We start from the raw sequence: 21,502 nt of genomic DNA, 5'->3' as shown, positions 1-21,502 counted from the left end.
GCCCATCCTCGGTCAATTCTTCGTCGTGAACTTGGCCATGTTTTCAGGCGTCACGAGCTGGAACGGGATCCAGACCTTGGCGTCCACTTTCTCACCCTTGGCGAGCTTTATGGCAGCGGCGACCGCACCCGAGCCCTGGCCGAAGGCATCCTGGAAGACGGATACATCCAGATTGCCCGCCTTCATGTAGGCAAGTGCTTCCTGGGTGGCATCGATGCCCGCAACGACCACGTCCTTCATATTCCAGCCGGCGGATTTCATGGCGTTGATCGCGCCAATCGCCATGTTGTCGTTGTTGGCGATGACAGCCGCCGGCTTGTGGCCGGCCGCGATCCAGTTGGTCATCAGGTCCTGAGCCTTGACCGGATCCCACACGGCGGTCTGCTGGTCGAGGATCTTGATGCCCTTGCAGTCCGGCGTCGCGATCACGTCGTGGATGTCCTTCGTGCGCTGGACGGCAGCCTGGTTGGCAAGATCGCCGACCATGACAAGGATATCGCCCTTGCCGCCCAGGATGCGACATACTTCCTTGGTCTGCAGCGTGCCGGACTGAACTTCGTCGGAGGCGACGAATGCCCCCTTGGGGCCAAGCTTGTCGACGTCTGCCGGCATCCGGTTGACGTAGACGATCGGGATGCCGGCATCGTTCGCCAGCTTCGTCATCGGCGCCGTTGCCGTGGTGTCGACGGCATTGACGATGATCGCATCGACCTTCGAGGCGATGAAATTCTGGATCTGGGAAAGCTGCTTCTGAACGTCATCATCCGCGATTTCGATCTGGACCGGCTGTTTTGCATCGGCCGCAGACTTCTCGATACCCTTGCGCAGAACCGTCAGGAACGTGTCGGAATTGGCCATGGACACGCCAATATTGCCTGCATAGGCACTCGATGCCATCAGAACGCCGAGCACGGCACCCGCCAAAAATTTCTTCATCTCTTCCTCCTCTGAAACGGTGCCCGGCAAACACCTCAAAAAGCCGGTCGCCTCCTCCCCGAAGGCAATCTCACGAACCGATCCGGTCACTCCCGCCGGATCGGTGAAGACGTCAAAGTCTGTCCCGGATCAGCTCCATGCTATTGCGGATCATCGCTTGCGGATCGCTCGATGCGTGAACGGGTGACGCGAACGGTTCGAACGAGAACGGGCCGGGATAACCAGCGTCGGCGAGCGCACGGATTTGACCGATATTGTCCAGCCGGTCTCGTGCCGTCACCATCACGCGATGCGGGTCGCGCATGGCGTCGATGCTGACGTCCTGGTCATCGACGCCGGAAATGTGCACCAGCCCCGTCAAATCCGGAAATATATCCGGCTCGCCAGCCAGCACGTGGTGGAAAGTGTCATGAACCAGCTTGAAGCTCTCGCGGCCATCGATCGCGGCAATCGCTTCCGCTGCTTCTTTCTTGGAGCGAAGCGAGCAAATCTGGAAACCGAGCGGCTCCACGAGGCCGATGAGGTTGTTGTCCCGCAGGATAGGTTTCAGTGCCTTGAGCGCAACGCGCAAATTCCCCTGACGCTCTCCCTCCAGCCTGCCGCTTCCATCGTTGACGGGCACGAGAACCAAAGCTTTTGCGCCGCAGGCAGCAGCATAGGCGGCCAGTTCCCTGGCTTCCGCTTCCCGCTCCGGCGTCCATTCGTTGAAGCGCTGCAGGGCATTGATCGAAATGATTTCGGTTCCGTGCGCCTTTGCCAGGTCTCCGACCGTCTCAGGTGAAGTCCCGTCGAGAATGGCATTACCCGCAAGATCGTTGCGGATTTCGAATTCCCGGACACCGAGCGATACGCCCAGTTCGAAAAAAGCGCCGAGCGGCATGTGTGGCGCAACCATGTGGTTGAGCGCGAAGGTAAGCGCGGCCATGAGTTCTCCCGAAGTTTGGCGGCCGGCTTTCCTCCTCCGTCCCGCTGAACGAGGTCATCAGGTTTCGTGGCGTTGGTCAAAGAAGAAATAGCAATATTCTATCTCATTTATGAAAGAATTTGCGGATTCTGATGATGGATTTCCATCATTGCGGCTCAGATGTTTTCCGGCACGCAGATTTCGAGCGGCAGGAAAGTCTGGCCTGGCGCCGTCGCGGGGCCGGTATCCACCGCCTCGACCATCAGCTGGACGAGTTCGCGGCACAGATTGGCAAGCGGTGTCGCAATCGCCATGGTCACGATCTCATCGGCCAGCGCTGCGCGGGAAATTGGCGTCAGTTCGTTGACGACGATAACATGCTTGCCGCCGAGCTTTTCTTCCCGGATGGCGGAAATGGCGCCTTCCATTCCGCCACCGGCAACATAGAAACCCACAAGATCCGGATGGCGGTGCAACAGATCCAGCGTTGCCTCGTGGGTGATTTCCACCGTTTCCAGGTTAACCAGCGTGTCGAGAACCTCGAAGTCGGGGGCGTGTTCGCGGAAGTAGGACCGAAAGCCGATCTCGCGCAATTCGTGACCGTGAAAGCGGTGACTGCCGACGAAAACAGCCACTTTCCCAGGTTTTTTTGCAGCCCTCGTGATCATCCAGGCTGCCGTCCGGCCGGCCTTGCGGTTGTTGAGCCCGACATAGCCCTCGCGGATGCCGGAGGCGAAATCGGACAGGAGTGAGAATACCGGGATGCCCTTTGCCTTCAGTTCTTCCGCTGCCACCGTCAGGGCCGGATAGTCCGGGGATGTCATGGCGACCGCCTGATTCCTGACGCCTACCTCTCTCAGCTTGTCGGCCAATTCGCTCGGTGTCTGGTTGGCGCAGAATTCGATCTGCGCCACGCCGCGAATGCCGGGATGATTCTGGACGGCGATCTCGAGTTCCCGCTTGAAGCTCTGGTAGAAATGGTGGTTGGGCTTCTGCAGGATGAAGCCCAGCCGGTATTGCGGCAGCCCCTCGAACACTCGCTGCCGCAGCAATCCTACGGCATGGAAGCCAATCTCGTTTGCCGCGTCATAGACGCGCCGCGCCGTGTCCTCGCGCACCTTGTGCCGCCCGTTCAGCACGCGGTCCACGGTTGCGACGCTCACTCCCGCAGTCTTGGCCAGATCCGCGATCGTCGGTCTTGATCCCATCTGTTCCTCCCTCAAGTGAGAGGTTTCTATCATGGAATAAATCAAGAATGATAGCTTTTGATAGAATATATCATGCGTGGATTGTGATCCGTCAGAACAACGATAATCCTCAAGATCAGATTCCATGCGGCGCCTTTGATGGCGACCGCATCGAAACCGATGGAGGAGATCTATGGCGAGGACAGCGGCAAAGCGTGACTACAGCCTGCTTGGGCGCGATGCGCAGGCAGCGGTGGCCAATGGGCTCGCGGCGGCGCAGTGGTATCATACCGAGGTTCCGCGCAAGCAGATGAAGGAATTGATGAAGCGGGAGGATGGGCCAGCCCTCCGGGACACGGCGATCTGGCTTGGCTGTATGGTCGTCTTTGCAGCGCTTGGCATCTATTTCTGGGGCAGCCTCTGGGCGATCCCTTTCTTCCTCGCCTACGGCGTGTTCTACGGGTCCGCCTCGGACAGCCGCTGGCATGAATGCGGTCATGGCACGGCATTCAAGACGATGTGGATGAACAACTTTGTCTACCAGATCGCCTGTTTCATGATCATGCGCAATCCGGTGACCTGGCGCTGGAGCCATACCCGGCACCACACCGATACGGTCATTGTCGGCCGGGATCCGGAAATCGCGGTGATGCGTCCGCCGGATCTCCTGCGGCTGATCCTCAATTTGTTCGGCCTGCTGGATGCCTGGCATGCGGTGATCGACATGGTCCGAAACGCGTTTGGCGTCATCAGCGCCGAAGAGAAGATCATCATTCCGGAGACGGAGCAGCCGAAGGCGATCCGCGTCGCGCGCATCTGGCTCGCGATCTATGTGGCGACCGTTGCGCTCGCGATCGCCCTGAATTCGATCCTGCCGCTGATGCTGATCGGCATGCCGCGCCTTTATGGTGCCTGGCACCATGTCATGACCGGCCTGTTGCAGCATGGCGGCCTTGCCGACAACGTCACCGACCACCGGCTAAACAGCCGCACGGTCTACATGAACCCGATCAGCCGCTTCATCTACTGGAACATGAACTATCACGTGGAGCATCACATGTTCCCGATGGTGCCCTATCACGCGCTGCCGAAGCTGCACCAGACGATCAAGGACGATCTGCCGGCACCCAATCCGTCGATCCTCGACGGTTATCGCGAGATGATCCCTGCCTTCCTGCGCCAGCTCCGAAACGAGGATTATTTCCTGAAGCGCGAGTTGCCGCCGACGGCAAAGCCCTATCGCGAAGACTTCCACAGCGACGCAATGGCGCCAGCGGCGGAGTGACGCCGGCATCCGACAAAATAAGCTATAAAGGGGAGGAGAGCCCGATGAGCACCTGGATCGACGTCTGCGACAAGGACGAGATCGACGAAGAGGATGTCATCCGCTTCGATCACGCCGGCAAGAGCTACGCCGTCTATCGCAGCCCGGAAGACAGTTTCCACGCGACCGACGGACATTGCACGCACGAGAATGTCCATCTGGCCGATGGTCTGGTGATGGACGATATCATCGAATGTCCGAAGCACAACGGCCGCTTCAACTACAAGACCGGCCAAGCCAAGGGCGCGCCCGTCTGCGTCAACCTCAAGACTTATGCGGTCAAGGTCGATGGTGGCCGCGTCTTCATCCAGGTCGGCTGAGATGGGTGACAAAGGCATGGTGATCGTCGGCGCCGGCGAAGCGGGCGTGCGCGCGGCCTTTGCCCTGCGGGAGCGGGGTTACCAGGGGACCGTCACGCTGATCGGCGACGAACCGCATCTCCCTTACGAACGTCCGCCCCTGTCGAAGGGGGGCGAGGAAGCCGGGACCGTCCGGGCGATCGTCGCAAGCGAACGTTTTGCCGAGGCGGGGATCACCTTCCTGCGAGGGCAGCGGGCTATCTCGCTCGACCTGGCACGCCATGCGCTGCGACTGGAAGCGGGCGAAATACTGTCCTACGAACGGCTGCTGCTCGCAACCGGCGCCGCGCCGCGCCGGTTTCCAGGCCTTGCCACGAGCGATCGTATCCATGTGCTGCGGACCGTCGAGGACGCGTCCGCCATTCGTCGCCACATGCGGGAGGATGGCTGCGTGGCCATTCTCGGCGGCGGCTTCATCGGGCTCGAACTGGCCGCGATGGGCCGGAAACTCGGGACGGCCGTCACCTTGTTTGAAGCGCAACCGCGCGTGTTGATGCGCGGTGTTCCCGAAAAGCTTGCGCTCGCCTTGCAGGCACGGCACGCGGCAGAAGGCGTGGAACTCCTCTGCGGCGTGGGGATCGAGACCATCGCCGATGGCGAGAGCGGCGTTACCATCGGGTTCGCCGATGGTCGCCGGATCGAGGTCGATGCGGTCGTGGTCGGGATCGGTGCCCAACCCAACACCCGTCTTGCCGCAGAAGCAGGGCTTGCGATCGACAACGGCATAGCCGTCGATCGCCATCTGGCGACCAGCGATCCGCACATTTTCGCAGCCGGCGACTGCTGCTCCTTTCCCGTCATCGCCTATGGCGGTCGGCGCGTGAGGCTTGAATCCTGGCGCAACGCGCAGGAACAGGGCAGCGTCGCGGCGGCCAACATGCTGGGAGAGGCCGCATCCTTCGATGCGGTGCCCTGGTTCTGGTCGGACCAATACGACCTGACGCTGCAGGTAGCCGGCCTGTCCGACGGCGCGACATCGACCGTCGGCCGGACGCTGTCTCCGGAGGCCGAAATCCTGTTTCACCTCGACGCGGACGGGCGATTGCTGGCAGCCAGCGGGCTTGGCCCCGGCGGTGCCGTTGCCCGCGACATTCGGCTGGCCGAGATGCTGATCGCCAGGGGCGCGCACCCCGATCCCGCTGCACTCGGCGATCCTTCCGTCAAGCTGAAATCCCTTCTGTGAGCGCCTGGCGCCAAAGGATGAACCGATGAAATCCAACCGTCCCACCGTTGCCGATATCCTGGCGCTCAAGGGCAAGCGCCAGCTCAGCATGCTTCGTGTCGTCACGCTCGAGGAGGCGGAAGCCGCCGACAGGGCCGGGATCGAAATGGTCTCCGTGCCGCCGGCACTCCTCGGGCCTGCGTTCCGCGAGGTGGCGCCAAGCGTCTTTGCCGTGCCGGGGCTCGAATACGGCGACTTCGTCACCACGGAGGAATATCTGCGAGCGGCCTTCAAAGCGATGCGGGCCGGGGGAGACGCTGTCTATTGCGCGGCAAGCCTCCGGATCATCCGAGTGCTCAGGGATGAGGGGATTCCGGTCTGCAGCCATGTCGGTCTCATTCCCTCGAAGGCAACATGGACCGGTGGCTTCAAGGCGGTCGGCAAGACCGCCGACAGCGCGATGGCGATCTGGAATGCCGTCAAGGCCCTTGAGGAGGCTGGTGCCTTCGCCGCCGAGATCGAGGTGGTTCCCGCCGAAGTTGCCTCGCTGATCAGCGCCCGGACGTCTCTCTTCATGATCTCGATGGGGGCGGGGGCCGATTGCGACGCGCAATATCTTTTTGCCGATGACGTGCTCGGACTGAACCGCGGGCACGTGCCTCGACATGCAAAGACCTATCGCAACTTTGCCGCAGAGTTCGACCGCCTGCAGCACGAGCGCATCGCAGCCTTCCGGGAATTCCGCCAGGACATCGAGAGCGGAGCCTATCCGGCGGAGCCGCACAATGTCGGTGTGGCGGGTGAGGAACTTGCCCGTTTCCGCGATATGATCAACGGCTGATCTAGCCACAAGCGATCAACCATGACAGTGAACTTTGCTCTTGTGGGCGCCGGCCGCATCGGTCGGGTGCATGCTGAACCGCGCCGGATTTGCCGGAGGCCATTTCGTTTGGGTGTTCTGCTTCGTGATCCAGCACCATTCGAATGGCGCTCACGGACTTCGGGAGAGAATTTGTTCGTTGTCTTGCTCATATAGGCTCCAATCTCTCAGAAGCCTCCGGCATATCGATCGGCTCGTTGAACTTGGACGAGCTTGCTTGGGCATTCATCCTGCAAAGAGAAGCCTGGGAAAGCAACCGATCGCTTTCCGAGCGAAGCCCGCAGGCCATCGCGCCCGACATTGCCGCACACCTTCTGTCAGGATCGCTCCTCAACGACGGAGATGTACAAGGCGTGTCGGATTCCAGAGCACTTCTCCAGGGAAATCGGCCGGTTGTTCGCCGAAAACGTCCTTCTCGCTCTTCCGACATTGGCCGTGAGACCGCCAAGGCGCGACGCCACGGGGCAATGTCTCGCAACGGTTCGCTCCGGCCGCATCGATACCTTGACCGGGGGGACCGGCAGCGACTGGCTAGAAGGTGCGGGAGGCAATGACACGATCTATGGAGGAGATGGAAGCGACACCATCTTCGGCGATGTGTCCACCGACGTGAGTGCTGCTGTAGGATCAACAGGCGGCTCTCAGGCGGATACTATTTACGGTGGAGTTGGAAACGATTCGATCACTTCCGCGGCAAACGATATCGGCACCGAGATTTACGGGGAAGCTGGGATCGATATCCTTACCGTTACTCAAGGCGCCGCCTTTGGTGGCTCCGAAAGTGATACGATCAATGTTCGCTGTGCCGGGATTGGACTTGGTGGGAGCGGCAATGACATTCTTAACGGCGAAAATGGTGAGCGCGCAAAGCAGGGGACACCGGTAGAGAACACGACAGCCTTCGACCATGGCCATTGGAAAGTCCGGCAGGCAACGCCCGAAGAAATGGCAGAATTCATCGGGGTTCAGGCAGCTTACGAGAAGTCTGTAACTGATCGGAAAGCTTAGGAAAAAGAAATAACCAATCAGGAGAGCCACGAAGCTTACCTGAGTAATGTTGCTGACATGGACCTCGGTGCCGCCCGAAGGGAAGTTAACGTCGTAAAGGTCTACATGGAGAGCGGAATCTTGGACGGTCTGCATATCAACGCCTTCAATGGCGACCAAAAAACATCGTCGCTTCAGGAATATCTATCTTGGGTCTACCAGCGGATCGAAGCACTCGAGGAATCGGCGCGGGCCGCCTCGTGATACTTGGGCTCACGGCTGCTATTGCCAGCCGTCGTTTGGCAGTTAAGCAGGTTCTTCCTCGTTTTACGTGGTGCTGAGGGAGACCTTGCTGTAGGAGAGGCCCTGGTCGCGCAAAGCATGGTGCATAGCAAAGAGCCCCCGGTGAGCTTCTTGTGGGCGAGACGGGCGCCGGCGATGTGTCGCAGCGTCGACGATTGCGTCCTCCGACAGGAGGGATCTGCCGGTGGCACGCTCGGAAAGGCTGATCTATTCCTCGACGGCCGAGCGAAGGTTCTTTATCAGATGAAACCGGGGACCTGCTTGGCCTGTTATCCGCCTTCGCGGACGGCCCTGAGTATAAAGGCCGCAGCGGATCGGTCCATACTTCGGGGGATTCCTTCACCACCGTTGACCTTGGCGCTGCCACCGACAAGGCATTCTCGTTCGGCTGAACCGACGACTGTGAGCGGATCGAGCAATTGTTGAACGAAGTCGAACAAACACGATAGTTTCTGAAGTGTCGACGGTTCGATTCCGTTCAAGGCGAAGGAGCACGCACGCGGAAAATGGCCTCTTTGATAACGTACGCTATCGCGCGAACTACGATCGAATGCTCACAGTCGCACCGATGGTGAGTCTCGTACTTCCTGAAAATTGTGCAAAAGAATGCGCCGCCACCGAGGCGGCCTGCGAGCACCGTAGTGAGACATTCTCAAAAAGCAGGTAACCACACGATCAAGCACATTTTTCTCGCACCCGGGCGACAGCCGCTAGGGTCTACATACCAAGGCACAGGACCTTAGTCCGCATTGACTAGTTGTAGCTAGTCCTAGTTCCTCGATCTTCGCGACAAGCGTTGGCGAGCCGGCGGCCGGAGGAGTGTGCGAATTTTTCCGGAAACTGCCCCTTGGATCTCAAAGACAATCTGATGGCGAGGGGTATCAGGGGTCCGATGGAAGCAATGCGCGCCTGCCGTCAAGCGTCCACCGAGCTTAGTGAAAGCTCCAACCCCGTTCAGATTTAGACCTTACGGCCATATGGCCTTGGTTCCATGTCCATATCTTTTCTCACCCAATCCCGGCGCTATGTCTAATTGGCCTGCAACCCTACGCGTTGGTAACCCGGTTTCTCAGGGTGCCAACAGTGCCTATTTCAACTTCAACGAGGTCGCCTTCCCGCATATAGATAGGCGGCTCACGGCGGTCTCCGACTCCGCCCGGCGTGCCGGTAACGATCACGTCGCCCGGCGACAGCGGAGTGAATGTCGAGCAATAGGCGATCAGCTTCTCGATCGGAAAGATGAGATTTGCCAAATGTGAATCCTGCATCACGGTTCCATTCAGCCGAAGCTGGATCGGCAGCAATCGATAATCGCCTACCTCGTCCGGCGTGACCAAAGCCGGGCCAAACCCGCCGGTAGCGGGGAAGTTCTTGCCGGGAGTGAACTGACTGGTGTGCCGCTGCCAGTCGCGCACGGACCCGTCGTTATAGCAGGCGTAACCGGCGACATAATCCATAGCAATTCCCTCGGAAATATTGCGGCCGTGTCTGCCTATGATGATGGCAAGCTCCGCTTCGTAGTCGAAGCGCTCCGAAAAAGAAGGCTTGAGCATTGGTTGATCGTGGCCGACTTGCGAATCCGCAAAACGGGTAAAGATCGTCGGATACTCAGAGTCGGGCCGCTTCGTTTCCTTGCGGTGATCGTCGTAATTGAGGCCCACACAGATGATCTTGTCCGGATCGGGAATCACGGGGAGCAGTTTAAGGTCGTGGAGCGGCAGCTGCGGTGCTTGCCCCAGTCGATCATGCGCCTGGCCCAGCAATCCACTTGCAAGCGCGTGTTTGAGGGTCGTCACCTGAGGCGCCAGACGACCGGTAAGGTCGAATACAATTTCGTCGGACAAAACGCCGAAGCCGTCTTGCCCTTGGTACTCGAAGCTCACAAATTTCATGCAGATCTCACATTGAATAGGGTTGATGGTTTCGAGAACGTTCGGCGCCGCGGCCTCAAGTCTCTTCGGCAAATGCGGCGTTGCGTCCACGCCGGATTTGCGGAAGAAGGACAATCACACAGATGATCGCAGCGGCGCTCAGCATGACGACGGATAGAGGGCTTTGATAGAAAATCGCCACGTCGCCATTCGAAAGAAGCAGCGCCCGGCGGAAATGCTCCTCCATAAGCGGACCGAGAATAAACCCGAGAAGGAGGGGCGCCGCTTCGGCGCGCATTCGCCACAACAGGCACCCCAGCAGCGTGAAGCCCGCTGCGAAATAGATCGGCAGTACCCGGTTTCCGATACTGTAGAGACCGACGCAACATACCGTCAGGATGATCGGAAACAGGATCCAGTAATTCACGCGGATGAGCCGCACCCAGAGAGGAATGAGGGGCAGGTTCAGCACGACCAGAATTGCATTGCCGATCCACATGGAGGCAATCAGACCCCAGAAAATATCCGGGTTGGAAACCATTACGAACGGACCAGGCGCAATATTATGCACCATAAGCGCTCCGATCATCAGCGCCATCACGCCGTTGCTGGGTATGCCAAGCGTCAGCATGGGAATGAAGGAGGTCTGTGCTCCCGCGTTGTTGGCGGCTTCCGGGCCTGCTAACCCCGCCACTGCGCCATGGCCAAACTCCTCAGGGTGTCGTGACAGGCGCTTTTCCATGGCATAGGATGCGAAAGAGGAAATCATCGCACCACCGCCAGGCAGAAGCCCGAGAACCGAGCCAACCATCGTGCCTCGCAAAACGGGAAACGCTGCCTGCTTTGCCTCCTTTCGGCTCATCCAGAGATTGCCAAGCGTCGGAGACGTTACCTCCCGGGCGGTATCGTTGCGGATATTCGTGACGATGTCGGTGAACGCGAACAACCCCATCGCGACCGCAACGAATTCGATTCCCTCCGTTAGCGAAAAGGAGCCGAAGGTAAAGCGGTAGGTGCCGCTGTTTACGTCAGCGCCGACGAGACCCAGGATCAGGCCGGTTAGCACCATTGCAACGCCTTTGATGAAAGACCCGTGCGCCAGCAGTGTCGCGGCAGTCAATCCAAGTACCATCATGGCGAAATATTCGACAGGTCCGAACAGAAAGGCCACTTCGGCAAGGATGGGAGAAAAACCCGCAATCAAAAGCGTTGCGATTGTGCCGGCAAAGAAGGACCCGATCGCGGCTATCGCGAGGGCTGCGCCGGCGCGTCCCTTGCGCGCCATCTGGTGTCCGTCGAGACACGATACGATCGCCGAAGATTCGCCCGGCAGATTGACGAGGATAGCGGTCGTCGAGCCACCATATTGGGCGCCGTAATAGATACCCGCGATCATGATCAGGCCGGTGACCGGCTCCAGCGAATAGGTGAGCGGTAGAAGCATTGCTATCGTGGCAAGTGGCCCCAACCCCGGCAATATGCCGATCGCTGTTCCAACGAGCACACCGATAAAGCAGAAGGTGAGATTGTTGAGCGACAGCGCAGCGTCAAAACCGATGCCAAGATTGTTGAACAGGTCCATTGAATCAAACCGCGATCATGGGCAAAGATATGCCGAGGAAATACACGAAGACGACGTAGCAGAAGATCAGCAGACCGGCGCTGAGCGCAGCAGCCCGTTTCCAAGTAAAATGTTCGGACGCTCGCAAAGCAATCACAACCTGCGCAGTGACTGCAACGGCTAGTCCCGCCGTTAGAACCAGGAATGCGAAGATGAGCAGCGAGGCAGTGATCAAGATTGCTGGCCAAAGCGGCAGATTTCTTGCAGTTTCGCCATTCCCCAGCAGGCCCTTGACGAAGATGATAAGGCCGATGAATGTGAGCAGAATGCCGAGCATGAACGGGAAGAAGCCCGGGCCCATCGCGGCGATTGTCCCCATCTGATATTGTAGCGACAAACCGGCCGTCAGCCCCCCAAAAAGGGTAAAGAACAGACCTGCCTCTATATCGGCTTTCCCGTTGGACGTTGAAAACACCTGACCAACCTCCCGGTGTCGTGATGATCTGCCTCGTCTGATCCGGCGTTTGCGGATCAGACGAGATGGGATTGGGGGGTTACTCGGGCTTCAGCCCGATGCTCTCGATGATGGACTTGCTCTTTTCCATCTCTTTGGCGAGATAGGTCTTTGCCTCCGCAGAGGTGCTGGCGACCGATGTGATGTTCTGGGCTGCCAGCCGGTCCTTGACGTCCTGCTGGGCGAAGATTGCCTTGAGCTCAGCGTTGAGCTTTTCGGTGACGGCGGGAGGTGTCCCGGCGGGTGCAATCAGCCCAAGCCAGTTCAGGTATTCGAAGCCTGGAACAGCATCTGCGATCGGCGGGATTCTTTCAGTGCCCAAAGGCTCGGTACCCGTGTGAGCGAAAGCTTTCATCTTCCCGCTTTCCACAAACGGGCGTACCGTCTCATACCCGGAAAACACCATGTCGACAAAACCACCCGCCACGTTGTTGAGACTTTCACCCGCTCCCTTGAACGGGATGTCGCGGATCTGGATGCCGGCGCTCTTGTTGAGAAGCCCAAGAGCCAGTTGCGCGCCCGCGCCTCGGCCCGATGTCCCGGCCGTCAGCTTGCCGGGGTTGGCCTTTGCGTAGGCGATAAGCTCCTGCATGGAATTGAACGGCAGATTGGCACGAACTCCCAAAACAAAAGGATAAGAAGTCAGGATCGATACCGGCACGAAGGTTTCGGTCTGGTATGGCAGCTTGGAATACAAAAACGGATTGTTGGCGATAGCGGCTGTGACGACCAGCAATGTCTGGCCATCCGGCGGCGCCTGGGCGAGCAACGCGGTGCCGATGACGGAATTGCTTCCTGCGTGGTTTTCCTTGACGATCGGTTGCCCTAGTTTTTGAGAGAGCTTGTCCGAGAATGCGGCCGCAACGGCGTCGGTGCCGCCGCCAGGAGCATAGGGAATGATAAGCTTGATCGGTTTGGTCGGATAAGGTGCGCCCTGGGCGGCTACATTTTCGATTGCCAGACCCGAGAAAGCGGCCATGGTCGCTACGAGCGCCAAAGTTCGAATAACCTGTCCCATTCGTCTCCTCCTTGAATGATCTCTTATTCTGTGAGCCGACAGCAACAAGGCCTCGTCACCTCCAGACGAAGTCCCGTGCTCAAAAATTGGCTTGGCGGTTACGCCTGCCGATGCCCGAAAGAAAGAGTAGCGGATGAAGACAACGTTGTCTATGCTATTTTGACCGTCCCGGTGGCTTGGTGTAGAGACGCTTCACGGCTTGTGGTTGCGACGCTGTTCAAGTGCGTGACCAGTAGCATCGATAGAGACGAGAATGACTATGGACCAGCGAGACGTAAAAAACCCGACACTGGTTGACGTGGCAAAGAAAGCGGGCGTTTCTCTCAGCACCGCGGCGCGCGTCTTGCGCAATTCCGATTATGCCGTTGATGCCAGGCTCAAGGAAAAGGTGAACGTAGCCGCCAAAGCCGTGGGATATGTCCCCAATCTTGTGGCTCGGCGATTGCGTGGAGGCAGGCAGGGTGTGGTCGGACTGGTGATTGGAGACATGCTCGATGCTCACTATGGCATGATCGCTGAAAGCGTAACGAAGCGAGCGGAGACCGCCCACTCCACCTTTGCCATCGTCTGCAACATGCAACGCGATCCGTTGCTGGAGATCAAATACCTGCGCAAGCTTCTCGAATACCGCGTCGACGGCATCATCATTGCTGGCGGCGGCTTCGATCAGTGGACCCATCACGGGGAACTCGTGGAGACGGTCGAGGAGTTGAAGCGCTCGGGTACGGTCGTCGTCTCGCTCATGCCGAGGAACATACAAGTACCTGTCTTTGCAGCAGATAGTGAGGCGATCGGAATTTCCAAGGCAAAGTTCATCGTCGAGAACGGGCACAAGAAAATCGGCATCCTGCTTGGTCCGGCGCGCAACGATATGACGAAGCAGCGCATGCAGGCAATGACGAGCTATCTGTCGGGTCACATGGTGGATTATGCGATTGCCAATATCGATTCCACCCCTGAAGCCGGTGCACGCGGTGCCGCCGAAATGCTTTTACGAAACCCGGATTTCACGGCGCTGATCTGTGGCTCCGATGCGATCGCATTTGGAGCAATCAGTCATCTTCGATCAGAGGGAATTGAAATCCCCGCGCGGATCTCTGTCATGGGCCTCGGCAATACGCGGCTAGCGACGCTATCCACGCCGCGGCTGACGACGGTTGAAATGAATTTCAACCGCGCAGGCGAAGCAGCACTGGACTTCATCATGTCGGACAATGCGTCATCGTCCCCCTCGAGCGGGGAAGTCATTGGTCATTCGATCGTCGTCGGAGAAACCTTCGCATCTCTTTAATATGGCGGTTATGCCGATACGCCAGATGTGTTTTACGGTCTCAGCACCATCGCAATAATCGTGACATTGACAGGTCAAATTTCTCCGGTTAGTGAAAAGACAACGTTGTCTAAAGCGGTATTTCCCTAAATGGCCTCGAATACGAATAGGACGTCGGTTATGGGCGTGCTGCCATCTCCAAAAGTCATCGCCGTCGCGGGTGCTTCAGACCTTGAACGTGGCAACTATTATGGCGCCCGGGTGCTCGCCAATCTCGTCGAAGGTGGCGCGCGGGCGACCGTCTATCCAGTCAACCCGCGACTGGCCGGCACGACCCTGCTGGGTCTTCCCGTTTACGGGTCACTTTCGGATCTGCCGTCGATCCCCGACATGGTGTTTGTGGTGACGCCGATCAAGTTCGTCATTCCCACGCTGGAAGAGGCCGCCAAGCTCGGCGTGCACAGTTGTGTTGTCGTGACGGCGGAAAGCGGCAGCGAGAACGAGCGTCTCATATTCCGCACACGGATTTCGCAACTGGCCAAGGTTTCCCGGATGCGGATTATCGGCCCGAATTCAATGGGTGTTTTGAACGGCAATCTCAGCCTGAATGGAAGCTTCGCATCGGGAACGCGCAGCGGTCGCGTTCCTGCGGGCGGGATTGCTTGCCTTTCACAGAGCGGGGCGACAATTTCAGCCATGTTGCAGTGGTTCGGCGAGACATCGGTCGGGTTTTCCTGGCTGGTCAGCACCGGCGACGAAAGCGCGACCGGCATCGAAGAACTGATGCAGGCCATGGTGGACGATCCGAGCGTGCATTCAATTATGCTGTTTTTGGAAGGCATCGGAGATGGTGCCGCGTTCAGGCGCGCGGCGCTGTCGGCGCGGCTGGGCGGAAAACCCGTCACCATGCTACAGGTCGGCAGATCCGTCAAAGGGCGCGAGGCGGTCCAATCCCATACCGGCCGGGTGGCAGGCGCGCGAGAGGTGTTTGCTGCAATCGCGCAGGAAACCGGCATCATCGAGACGGACAGTTTCGTCGAGTTCTTCAGTGTCGGTCGCACCATGGCACAACGGGCGCGGCGTCGCGACCATCTGCCGCGCAACCGGCGTGCGGCGGTCGTCACAGTGTCGGGCGGTGCTGCGTCGCTAAGCGCTGATCATATTGAGGCGATCGGCTGGGATCTGGCGCAATTTTCGCCAGCGATGGTCGCGGCGATGGCTGAGTCGACTGGACAGGCCGGCATTCATAATCCGGCAGATATCGGCGGGGTCTGGCGCAACCCGGAAAAGGTGAGGCGCGCAATAAACACCATCGCTCAAGACGCCAGCATCGACACGATCTTTCTGTCGCTGGGCGCCGGCGGCGTCTTCGCGGAGGCGGTTGCGCGCGCGATCGTGGTGGCTGCCGGGGAAGTTGCGCAGGACGTGTTCGTCGCCTGGGTAGGAATTTCCGCAGAAGTCCAGGCGATCTTCGATAAAGCCGGCATTCCCGCGTTCGGTGATTTTCCGCTGGCGGCCCGCGCCGCGGAGGCCTGTGCAAAGTTTTCGCAGAGCTATGCGGATAAGGACGGGGCGGTCGACCTGATAAGCCTGCTGGATGGAGCGCCGGTCAACGCATCGGCCGTGCCAGCGGATGGGACTCAGTCCATCTGGACCGTTACAGAAACGCTTGAGAACCTGAGGCTGGCAGGCCTGCCATGTGCGGCATTCGACGTCGTTCCGGCGCTTAATACCGCCGAAATCGGCGCCCGTGCCGAGCAGATCGGCTTTCCGGTTGCCCTCAAGCTCAGTTCGCCGGATATGAACCACAAGTCGGATGACGGTGGTGTCGCCATCCGACTTGGGGACAAGGCGGTGGTCGAGGCTGCTGCCGAAACGTTCAAGGAAATCGCTGCGCGGAAGAAGCTCACCGCGACGTCAGTGCTGATCCAGAAGATGTCGCAGGGTATGGAAATCCTGGTCGGGATCAAGCGCGACCCGTCTTTCGGACTAGTGCTTGTCGTTGGTCTCGGCGGCACGCTGGCGGAACTGCATGCGGAGATCGCAGCCGTTGTTCTACCTACGACACCGACCATGCTACGCAGGCTTTTGTCGCGAAACGCTCGTTTGAACATGCTCCTCGACGGCTATCGCGGCCAGCCCGCTGCCGACCGGGACGCGCTGGTGGCATTCCTTGCAGATTTCGCCGACTGGGCCCTCGGCAAGGGAGAGCCGCTTGCGGAAGTTGATCTCAATCCGGTGATGGTCTCGGGTGGGCTCATATCGATCGTCGATGCCCGCGCCGTGTGGAACTAGCCAATATAAATGACACGTGGAGGAAGTTTGTGGTCGGCATTAGGAACGAGGCCCGCATAATCGGGGTGGGCAATACCGAATACCGCAAGAAGATCGATCGTCCTGCCGAAGTGCTGGCGATTGAGGCTGTGCTGGCGGCAGCTGCCGATGCCGGGATCGATGCCCGGCAGATCGACGGGATCATACCCTATCCCGGCCATGTGGGCGATGATGTTATCCAAGCGGAGCTTTCGCTCAATCCGCGTTTCCGGGCGACGATCGACATGGGCGGCTGCGGTGCGGTGTCGGCACTTCGGCTCGCGTCGATGGCGGTTCTCAGCGGCGCAGCCGATCATGTATTGCTGTTTCGCGGATTAAGGGGGAGTTCCGGGACCCGCAAGGCGGATCGGCCGTCTTTCTTGCCTGGCCAGCCGTTCCGTCGGCATCTCGAACATGTGTACGGCATGAACACCCCGGCCCAGCGTTATGCGGTCCTCTGCCAGCGCTACAAGCACGAATACGGGCTCGATCGACGCACGCTTGGCGAGATCGCCCTGGCCGCCCGCGCCCACGCAAACCTCAACCCGAACGCCCAGATGCACGGCCGCGAACTGACGATGGACGAGTATCTGGCGGGGCGGATGATTGCCGATCCCTATACGCTGTTCGATTGCTGCCTGGAAACGGACGGAGCAAGCGCCGTGATCGTCTCGGCGCGCAACGAGGTGCGGGATATTCGCATCCTGTCGGTTGCCGAAGCGCAGGGCGTCTCGCCCGACGATACGTCGAACCGCGATCCCTTCCTCGATATCGGACTGACACAAGCGGCAGATCGGGTCTGGAACGATCTGGGTATGGGACCTGGGGATATGGACGCCGCAATGATCTATGACTGCTTTACTTTCGAGGTACTGCATCAGATCGAAGAGGCCGGTTTTGCCGCGCACGGGGAGGCGGCCGCGCTGATTGCCGATGGAGGCATTCGTCTGGGTGGCAGGTTGCCGATCAACACGCATGGAGGGATGTTGTCGGAAGGCCATCAGGCCGGCCTCAACCACGTGATCGAATCGGTACGCCAGTTGCGGGGGGAATGCGGTAGCCGTCAGGTCGAGAATGCCCGGCTCATCGCGGTAACGGGATGGGGACAACTTGGCGATGGAAGCTTCGCCGTTCTGGGAGGAAAAAATGTTTGATCTCGATCAGATTCCGATGCCGGATCTTTCTGATCCGAATTTTGCTCCCTTCTGGGAAGGCACACATAATCACCAATTGAAGATCCAGAAATGTGGCGCTTGCGAAACCCATCGCTGGCCGCCGCGCATCAACTGCCGGACCTGCCGGTCGAGCGATGTCGAGTGGGTGGCTGTCGAACCGCGCGGGACGCTGTTCACCTACACGATCGTCGGCCGCCCGACCGCGAGGGGATTTTCCTCCACGCCGTACACGGTCGGTTTTGTTGCGCTCGACGCGGTTCCGAACGTGCGTATCATCGGCAACGTCGTTGATGTCGATCCGTCTGCGGTGGCGATCGGTATGTCTCTCACCGGTCGCTTCGTCGCGGCCGGCCCCAACGAGGAGATGACGCTGATCCATTGGTCGCCGACGTCGATCGGCGCCTGATCATTGCGAGTGCCTGAACGTTGATGACTGGGAGGACAGAACATGGACGGACTGCTTTACTGCAAAGTCGAGGATCGGGGACGGATCCGTGTCGTGACCATCAATCGGCCGGAGGTGGCGAACGCGCTCAACCGCGAGGCAAGCCACGAAATGGAGGCTGTGTGGAACGACTTTGCTGCCAATGACGATCTGTGGATCGGCATCGTGACGGGGGAGGGCGATCGCGCCTTCTCGGCTGGCAATGACCTCAAGGCCCAGGCCGCTGGCAAGCGGGGGCCGCGCCCACATACGGGCTTCGGAGGGCTGGCGATGCGCTGCGATCTGACAAAGCCAATCATCGCCGCTGTCAACGGGCTGGCGGTCGGTGGAGGCTTCGAACTGGCTCTGGCTTGCGATCTGGTGATTGCTTCTGAAAATGCTTATTTCAGCTTGCCGGAGGGAAAGGTCGGCATGATGGCATCCGGCGGGGGCGTCCAGCGCCTTCCGCGCATCATCCCGCAAAAAGAGGCGCTTGGCATCATTCTCACCGGCCGTCGCGTGACGGCGCAAGAGGGCCGGCGTCTCGGGTTTGTCAACGAGGTCGTGCCGCCCTCGAAAGCGCTCGAGGCGGCGATAGTCTGGGCAAACCAGATCCTGGAACTCGCTCCCCTTTCGGTCAGAGCCGCCAAGGAAGCCGTCTACGGCAGTCTCGACAAGCCGACCCTGGAAGATGCATTGCGGGCGAGTTATCCGATCCATTCCACACTCGCCGAGACCGAGGATTTCATCGAGGGCCCGAAGGCGTTCAGTGAAAAACGCAAGCCGGTCTGGAAGAACCGCTGACGCGAAGAGGGTTACTGCGCGCTCACCCTATTGTGACATTGGGCCAATTCTTTTTGGTCAGGAGACGGTAACATGGATACAGCGATCCTCGGCCGGACGGGTCTGAAAGTCAGCGTGGCAGCGCTTGGGGCGGGGGGCAGCAGCAGGCTGGGCCTGCGCACCGGAGCCAGCGAAATGGAAGCAGTCGATCTGGTTCGCGCGGCGATCGATCGAGGTATCAATTTCATCGACACCGCACCTGCCTATGGCACGGAAAGCGTGGTTGGGCAGGCCATTCGCAATTGCCGCGACAAGATCATCGTCTCGACCAAAGTCAAAGCAACTCTGCCCGGCACAAGCTATGAAGGTGCCGACTTCGTCAAGCGCGGCGACATCACCAGAAGCGTGGAAAAAAGTCTCCGGGTTCTCGGGACGGACCATATAGATCTCATCCATCTCCATGGTGTGCGCCCTCATCATTACGAGTTCTGCTTGACTGAGTTACTGCCTGAACTGCTGCAAGTTCGTGACGCCGGGAAAGTCCGCTTTCTCGGCATTACTGAAGCCTTTGATACAGATCCTTCCCGTCAGGTCATGCAACGCGCGATTGGCGATGGGGTTTGGGACGTGATTATGCTGGGCCATAATTTCGTCAATCAATCAGCGATGCAACATCTGTTACCTCGCGCCGCGGAAACCAATCTCGGTGTGATGGCAATGTACGCAGTCCGCGGAGCACTTGCTCGAAAAGACCGGCTTGACAATCTTGTCGCCAGGCTGATCAGGATCGGTGAAATTGATCCCCAAGCCGTCGTCACTGACGATCTGTGCGATCTTCTTCTCGAGCCGAGCATATCGGGTTCGTTGACAGAAACTGCCTACCGCTTTTGTCGTCACAGTTCAGGTGTCGACGTCGTCCTGACCGGCACCGGAAACCTCGAGCATCTTGACGACAATATTGCAGCCATCAACGGGAAGCCATTGCCGGAGCACATCGTTGAGCGATTATCACTGGTTTTCGGCAACGTTCGATCTGCAACCGGAGACATAGAGGTGGCATCCGTCTCGCAGATGCCGCAATAGCTCGCTTGAGCAATATGCCGCAGTTCTGGGCCGCGGCGATGAAGGGATCCGTCAGGGGATGCCGGTAGGTCGGCAGCGTCACGTTCTGTGGCCCGAGCCCACCACGCAGGGAGTTGTCTGAAAGATCGGAATTTTCGAGGCGCTGAAACAGCGGCAGCACGCTCTGCCGATCCCAGCCGTCGTTGCCCAGTGCGCACCAGCGATCGAAATCCACCGGTGCGCCTCGCGCGAAAATCAGACCGTTGATGGCGGACGAGCCGCCGAGCACCCTGCCGCGGGCGATCTGGTCGACACGGCCATTGCGGGTCGGGTCCGGCTCCGTCTTGAAGCGATAGTCGTAGCACGGATGGCCGAGGGTTTTCAGCACGGCAGCCGGTATCTTCGTCAGGCGCAGGGTGTCCTTCGTACCGGCATCGACAAGTGCGACCTTCAACCCGCTGACCTCGCTCAACCGCCCTGCGGCGACGCATCCGGCGCTGCCGGCCCCGACGACGATGATGTCGACCTCATGCGTCTCGTCGGTCATTGTCCTCTCCCACCTCGGATGCCCAGAAGGCATAAGCCTTAGTGTGATCGCCATGGCCGCCGATCGCATCGCGTGCCTCGACCATGCGGTCGAGAACTGCATGCGTCAGCGTCGCCTTCACGGCTTTGGCGTCGGCAAGGTCAACGGCGATCTTTATATCCTTGGTGAAGAGGTCGAGCGCGAAATTGCGGCTCTCGTTTCCCGCGATGATGCGGCGGATGGATGTTTCCGTGGCGAAGCTGCGTGCGGTTGAGACGTTGAAAACGTCCACCATCATAGCAGGATCCAGCCCGTACTGCCGGCCGATGATCAGCGCCTCGCAGGCGCCGACATAGGCTGCAGCCGAGACGTAGTTGTTCATCGCCTTCATCACATGGCCAGAACCGAGTTTGCCAAGCCGGAATATCTGCTTGCCTAGATGGGAAAGCACGGTTGCAGCACGATCGACCGCCGCTTCGCTATCGCCACCCATCATGAAGACCAGATTGGCATCGCGTGCGCCCATCCAGCCGCCGGAGACCGGCGCATCGATCAAAAGGAGGTCGTGGCGTGCAAGATCGGCCCCCAGTTCGCGCGTGCTTTTCGGTGGCGAAGACGTCGTGTCGATGACGAGGCTGCCGGGCCTAAGGCCTGTGAGGAGACTTTTTTCGCCGCCTTCGTTCAGCACCGCGCGCACGACGGCACCGGTCGGCACCATGGTCAGGATGACCGACGCTGGAGCGAGGTCGGCCGGCGTCTCGGCGGCCGCCGTTCCATTCTCCCGGGCAAAGGCTGCTCGTTTTTCCGGGTCTATATCATAGGCGAGAACTTCGTATCCGGCTTTCACCAGATGCCTGGCCATATGCGAGCCCATGTTGCCGAGCCCGATGAATCCGATAATGCGATCTGCCACGTTTTCCTCCCGTCGCGATGATCCGTCAGC

General features: G+C 59.3%; 20 protein-coding genes and 2 pseudogenes. 12 read left to right on the top strand and 10 right to left on the bottom strand.

Annotation, left to right across the window (positions count from 1 at the left end):
- Window positions 1-12: 12 nt before the first annotated feature.
- The 3 genes from C5J22_RS02375 to C5J22_RS02365 form a co-directional block, all read right to left on the bottom strand.
- A complete protein-coding gene (locus C5J22_RS02375) occupies window positions 13-936 on the bottom strand; it encodes a sugar ABC transporter substrate-binding protein (protein ID WP_046635218.1) in 924 nt (307 codons plus the stop codon).
- A gap of 112 nt (window positions 937-1,048) precedes the next feature.
- Window positions 1,049-1,861, bottom strand: coding sequence for a TIM barrel protein (locus C5J22_RS02370; RefSeq protein WP_105436986.1), 813 nt, complete (start codon window positions 1,859-1,861; stop codon window positions 1,049-1,051).
- 155 nt (window positions 1,862-2,016) lie between these two features.
- Complete coding sequence (locus C5J22_RS02365) at window positions 2,017-3,048, bottom strand: LacI family DNA-binding transcriptional regulator (RefSeq protein WP_105436985.1); 1,032 nt, start codon at window positions 3,046-3,048, stop codon at window positions 2,017-2,019.
- Window positions 3,049-3,220: 172 nt separating this feature from the next.
- Here C5J22_RS02365 and C5J22_RS02360 point away from each other — a divergent pair, with 172 nt between their 5' ends.
- From C5J22_RS02360 to C5J22_RS31900, 6 genes are all read left to right on the top strand, one after another.
- Window positions 3,221-4,312, top strand: coding sequence for a fatty acid desaturase family protein (locus C5J22_RS02360; RefSeq protein WP_105435518.1), 1,092 nt, complete (start codon window positions 3,221-3,223; stop codon window positions 4,310-4,312).
- A gap of 44 nt (window positions 4,313-4,356) precedes the next feature.
- Window positions 4,357-4,671: a MocE family 2Fe-2S type ferredoxin gene (locus C5J22_RS02355; protein WP_105402533.1), complete on the top strand. Its 315-nt coding sequence runs from the start codon at window positions 4,357-4,359 to the stop codon at window positions 4,669-4,671.
- Between the two features lies 1 nt (window position 4,672).
- A complete protein-coding gene (locus C5J22_RS02350) occupies window positions 4,673-5,893 on the top strand; it encodes an NAD(P)/FAD-dependent oxidoreductase (protein WP_105436984.1) in 1,221 nt (406 codons plus the stop codon).
- Between the two features lie 25 nt (window positions 5,894-5,918).
- Window positions 5,919-6,713: a 3-methyl-2-oxobutanoate hydroxymethyltransferase gene (locus C5J22_RS02345; RefSeq protein WP_105436983.1), complete on the top strand. Its 795-nt coding sequence runs from the start codon at window positions 5,919-5,921 to the stop codon at window positions 6,711-6,713.
- Between the two features lie 432 nt (window positions 6,714-7,145).
- Window positions 7,146-7,760 carry a calcium-binding protein gene (locus C5J22_RS02340; protein ID WP_172746487.1) on the top strand — a complete coding sequence of 205 codons (615 nt, stop codon included), beginning with the start codon at window positions 7,146-7,148 and terminating at the stop codon, window positions 7,758-7,760.
- Between the two features lie 120 nt (window positions 7,761-7,880).
- Complete coding sequence (locus tag C5J22_RS31900; RefSeq protein ID WP_256386108.1) at window positions 7,881-8,003, top strand: hypothetical protein; 123 nt, start codon at window positions 7,881-7,883, stop codon at window positions 8,001-8,003.
- Window positions 8,004-8,072: 69 nt separating this feature from the next.
- On the opposite strand, the pseudogene C5J22_RS31550 reads toward C5J22_RS31900, so the two are convergent.
- From C5J22_RS31550 to C5J22_RS02315, 5 genes and pseudogenes are all read right to left on the bottom strand, one after another.
- A pseudogene (locus C5J22_RS31550) lies at window positions 8,073-8,354 on the bottom strand (ISL3 family transposase); the annotation flags it as partial.
- A gap of 734 nt (window positions 8,355-9,088) precedes the next feature.
- Window positions 9,089-9,934 carry a fumarylacetoacetate hydrolase family protein gene (locus C5J22_RS02330; protein WP_105436980.1) on the bottom strand — a complete coding sequence of 282 codons (846 nt, stop codon included), beginning with the start codon at window positions 9,932-9,934 and terminating at the stop codon, window positions 9,089-9,091.
- A 55-nt stretch (window positions 9,935-9,989) separates the two neighbouring features.
- Window positions 9,990-11,495, bottom strand: coding sequence for a tripartite tricarboxylate transporter permease (locus C5J22_RS02325; RefSeq protein WP_105436979.1), 1,506 nt, complete (start codon window positions 11,493-11,495; stop codon window positions 9,990-9,992).
- A 4-nt stretch (window positions 11,496-11,499) separates the two neighbouring features.
- Window positions 11,500-11,949, bottom strand: coding sequence for a tripartite tricarboxylate transporter TctB family protein (locus C5J22_RS02320; RefSeq protein ID WP_172746486.1), 450 nt, complete (start codon window positions 11,947-11,949; stop codon window positions 11,500-11,502).
- A gap of 79 nt (window positions 11,950-12,028) precedes the next feature.
- On the bottom strand, window positions 12,029-13,054 hold the full coding sequence (locus C5J22_RS02315; RefSeq protein WP_172746485.1) for a tripartite tricarboxylate transporter substrate binding protein: 1,026 nt from the start codon (window positions 13,052-13,054) through the stop codon (window positions 12,029-12,031).
- Between the two features lie 205 nt (window positions 13,055-13,259).
- Here C5J22_RS02315 and C5J22_RS02310 point away from each other — a divergent pair, with 205 nt between their 5' ends.
- The 6 genes from C5J22_RS02310 (at window position 13,260) to C5J22_RS02285 (ending at window position 20,054) form a co-directional block, all read left to right on the top strand.
- On the top strand, window positions 13,260-14,297 hold the full coding sequence (locus C5J22_RS02310; protein WP_105436976.1) for a LacI family DNA-binding transcriptional regulator: 1,038 nt from the start codon (window positions 13,260-13,262) through the stop codon (window positions 14,295-14,297).
- Window positions 14,298-14,456: 159 nt separating this feature from the next.
- On the top strand, window positions 14,457-16,571 hold the full coding sequence (locus C5J22_RS02305) for an acetate--CoA ligase family protein (protein ID WP_172746484.1): 2,115 nt from the start codon (window positions 14,457-14,459) through the stop codon (window positions 16,569-16,571).
- 29 nt (window positions 16,572-16,600) lie between these two features.
- A complete protein-coding gene (locus C5J22_RS02300; RefSeq protein WP_105436974.1) occupies window positions 16,601-17,743 on the top strand; it encodes a thiolase family protein in 1,143 nt (380 codons plus the stop codon).
- A complete protein-coding gene (locus C5J22_RS02295) occupies window positions 17,706-18,170 on the top strand; it encodes a Zn-ribbon domain-containing OB-fold protein (RefSeq protein WP_105436973.1) in 465 nt (154 codons plus the stop codon). Before C5J22_RS02300 ends, C5J22_RS02295 begins: the two co-directional genes overlap by 38 nt.
- A gap of 42 nt (window positions 18,171-18,212) precedes the next feature.
- On the top strand, window positions 18,213-18,992 hold the full coding sequence (locus C5J22_RS02290; RefSeq protein ID WP_105436972.1) for an enoyl-CoA hydratase-related protein: 780 nt from the start codon (window positions 18,213-18,215) through the stop codon (window positions 18,990-18,992).
- Between the two features lie 72 nt (window positions 18,993-19,064).
- Window positions 19,065-20,054 carry an aldo/keto reductase gene (locus C5J22_RS02285; RefSeq protein ID WP_105436971.1) on the top strand — a complete coding sequence of 330 codons (990 nt, stop codon included), beginning with the start codon at window positions 19,065-19,067 and terminating at the stop codon, window positions 20,052-20,054.
- On the opposite strand, the gene C5J22_RS02280 is transcribed toward C5J22_RS02285, so the two are convergent.
- Together C5J22_RS02280 and C5J22_RS32015 are read right to left on the bottom strand one after the other, a co-directional pair.
- Entirely contained in the window at window positions 19,939-20,580 is a 642-nt protein-coding gene (locus tag C5J22_RS02280; protein ID WP_172746482.1) for a GMC family oxidoreductase N-terminal domain-containing protein, read from the bottom strand. The genes C5J22_RS02285 and C5J22_RS02280 overlap by 116 nt on opposite strands.
- Window positions 20,561-21,478 (bottom strand): annotated as a pseudogene (locus C5J22_RS32015) (NAD(P)-dependent oxidoreductase); the annotation flags it as partial. The pseudogene C5J22_RS32015 and the gene C5J22_RS02280, both read right to left, overlap by 20 nt.
- Window positions 21,479-21,502: the final 24 nt, after the last annotated feature.

The organism is Neorhizobium sp. T25_13 (assembly GCF_002968675.1).
Classification (GTDB): domain Bacteria; phylum Pseudomonadota; class Alphaproteobacteria; order Rhizobiales; family Rhizobiaceae; genus Neorhizobium; species Neorhizobium tomejilense.
The sequence above is the reverse complement of the archived record's forward strand: the minus strand, read 5'-3'. Positions and strand labels throughout refer to the sequence as shown.

Coding starts and splice junctions, on each gene's coding strand:
- C5J22_RS02375 (WP_046635218.1), bottom strand. CDS start 936: ATGAAGAAATTTTTGGCGGGTGCCGTGCTCGGCGTTCTGATGGCATCG.
- C5J22_RS02370 (WP_105436986.1), bottom strand. CDS start 1,861: ATGGCCGCGCTTACCTTCGCGCTCAACCACATGGTTGCGCCACACATG.
- C5J22_RS02365 (WP_105436985.1), bottom strand. CDS start 3,048: ATGGGATCAAGACCGACGATCGCGGATCTGGCCAAGACTGCGGGAGTG.
- C5J22_RS02360 (WP_105435518.1), top strand. CDS start 3,221: ATGGCGAGGACAGCGGCAAAGCGTGACTACAGCCTGCTTGGGCGCGAT.
- C5J22_RS02355 (WP_105402533.1), top strand. CDS start 4,357: ATGAGCACCTGGATCGACGTCTGCGACAAGGACGAGATCGACGAAGAG.
- C5J22_RS02350 (WP_105436984.1), top strand. CDS start 4,673: ATGGGTGACAAAGGCATGGTGATCGTCGGCGCCGGCGAAGCGGGCGTG.
- C5J22_RS02345 (WP_105436983.1), top strand. CDS start 5,919: ATGAAATCCAACCGTCCCACCGTTGCCGATATCCTGGCGCTCAAGGGC.
- C5J22_RS02330 (WP_105436980.1), bottom strand. CDS start 9,934: ATGAAATTTGTGAGCTTCGAGTACCAAGGGCAAGACGGCTTCGGCGTT.
- C5J22_RS02325 (WP_105436979.1), bottom strand. CDS start 11,495: ATGGACCTGTTCAACAATCTTGGCATCGGTTTTGACGCTGCGCTGTCG.
- C5J22_RS02310 (WP_105436976.1), top strand. CDS start 13,260: ATGACTATGGACCAGCGAGACGTAAAAAACCCGACACTGGTTGACGTG.
- C5J22_RS02305 (WP_172746484.1), top strand. CDS start 14,457: ATGGGCGTGCTGCCATCTCCAAAAGTCATCGCCGTCGCGGGTGCTTCA.
- C5J22_RS02295 (WP_105436973.1), top strand. CDS start 17,706: ATGGAAGCTTCGCCGTTCTGGGAGGAAAAAATGTTTGATCTCGATCAG.
- C5J22_RS02290 (WP_105436972.1), top strand. CDS start 18,213: ATGGACGGACTGCTTTACTGCAAAGTCGAGGATCGGGGACGGATCCGT.
- C5J22_RS02285 (WP_105436971.1), top strand. CDS start 19,065: ATGGATACAGCGATCCTCGGCCGGACGGGTCTGAAAGTCAGCGTGGCA.
- C5J22_RS02280 (WP_172746482.1), bottom strand. CDS start 20,580: ATGACCGACGAGACGCATGAGGTCGACATCATCGTCGTCGGGGCCGGC.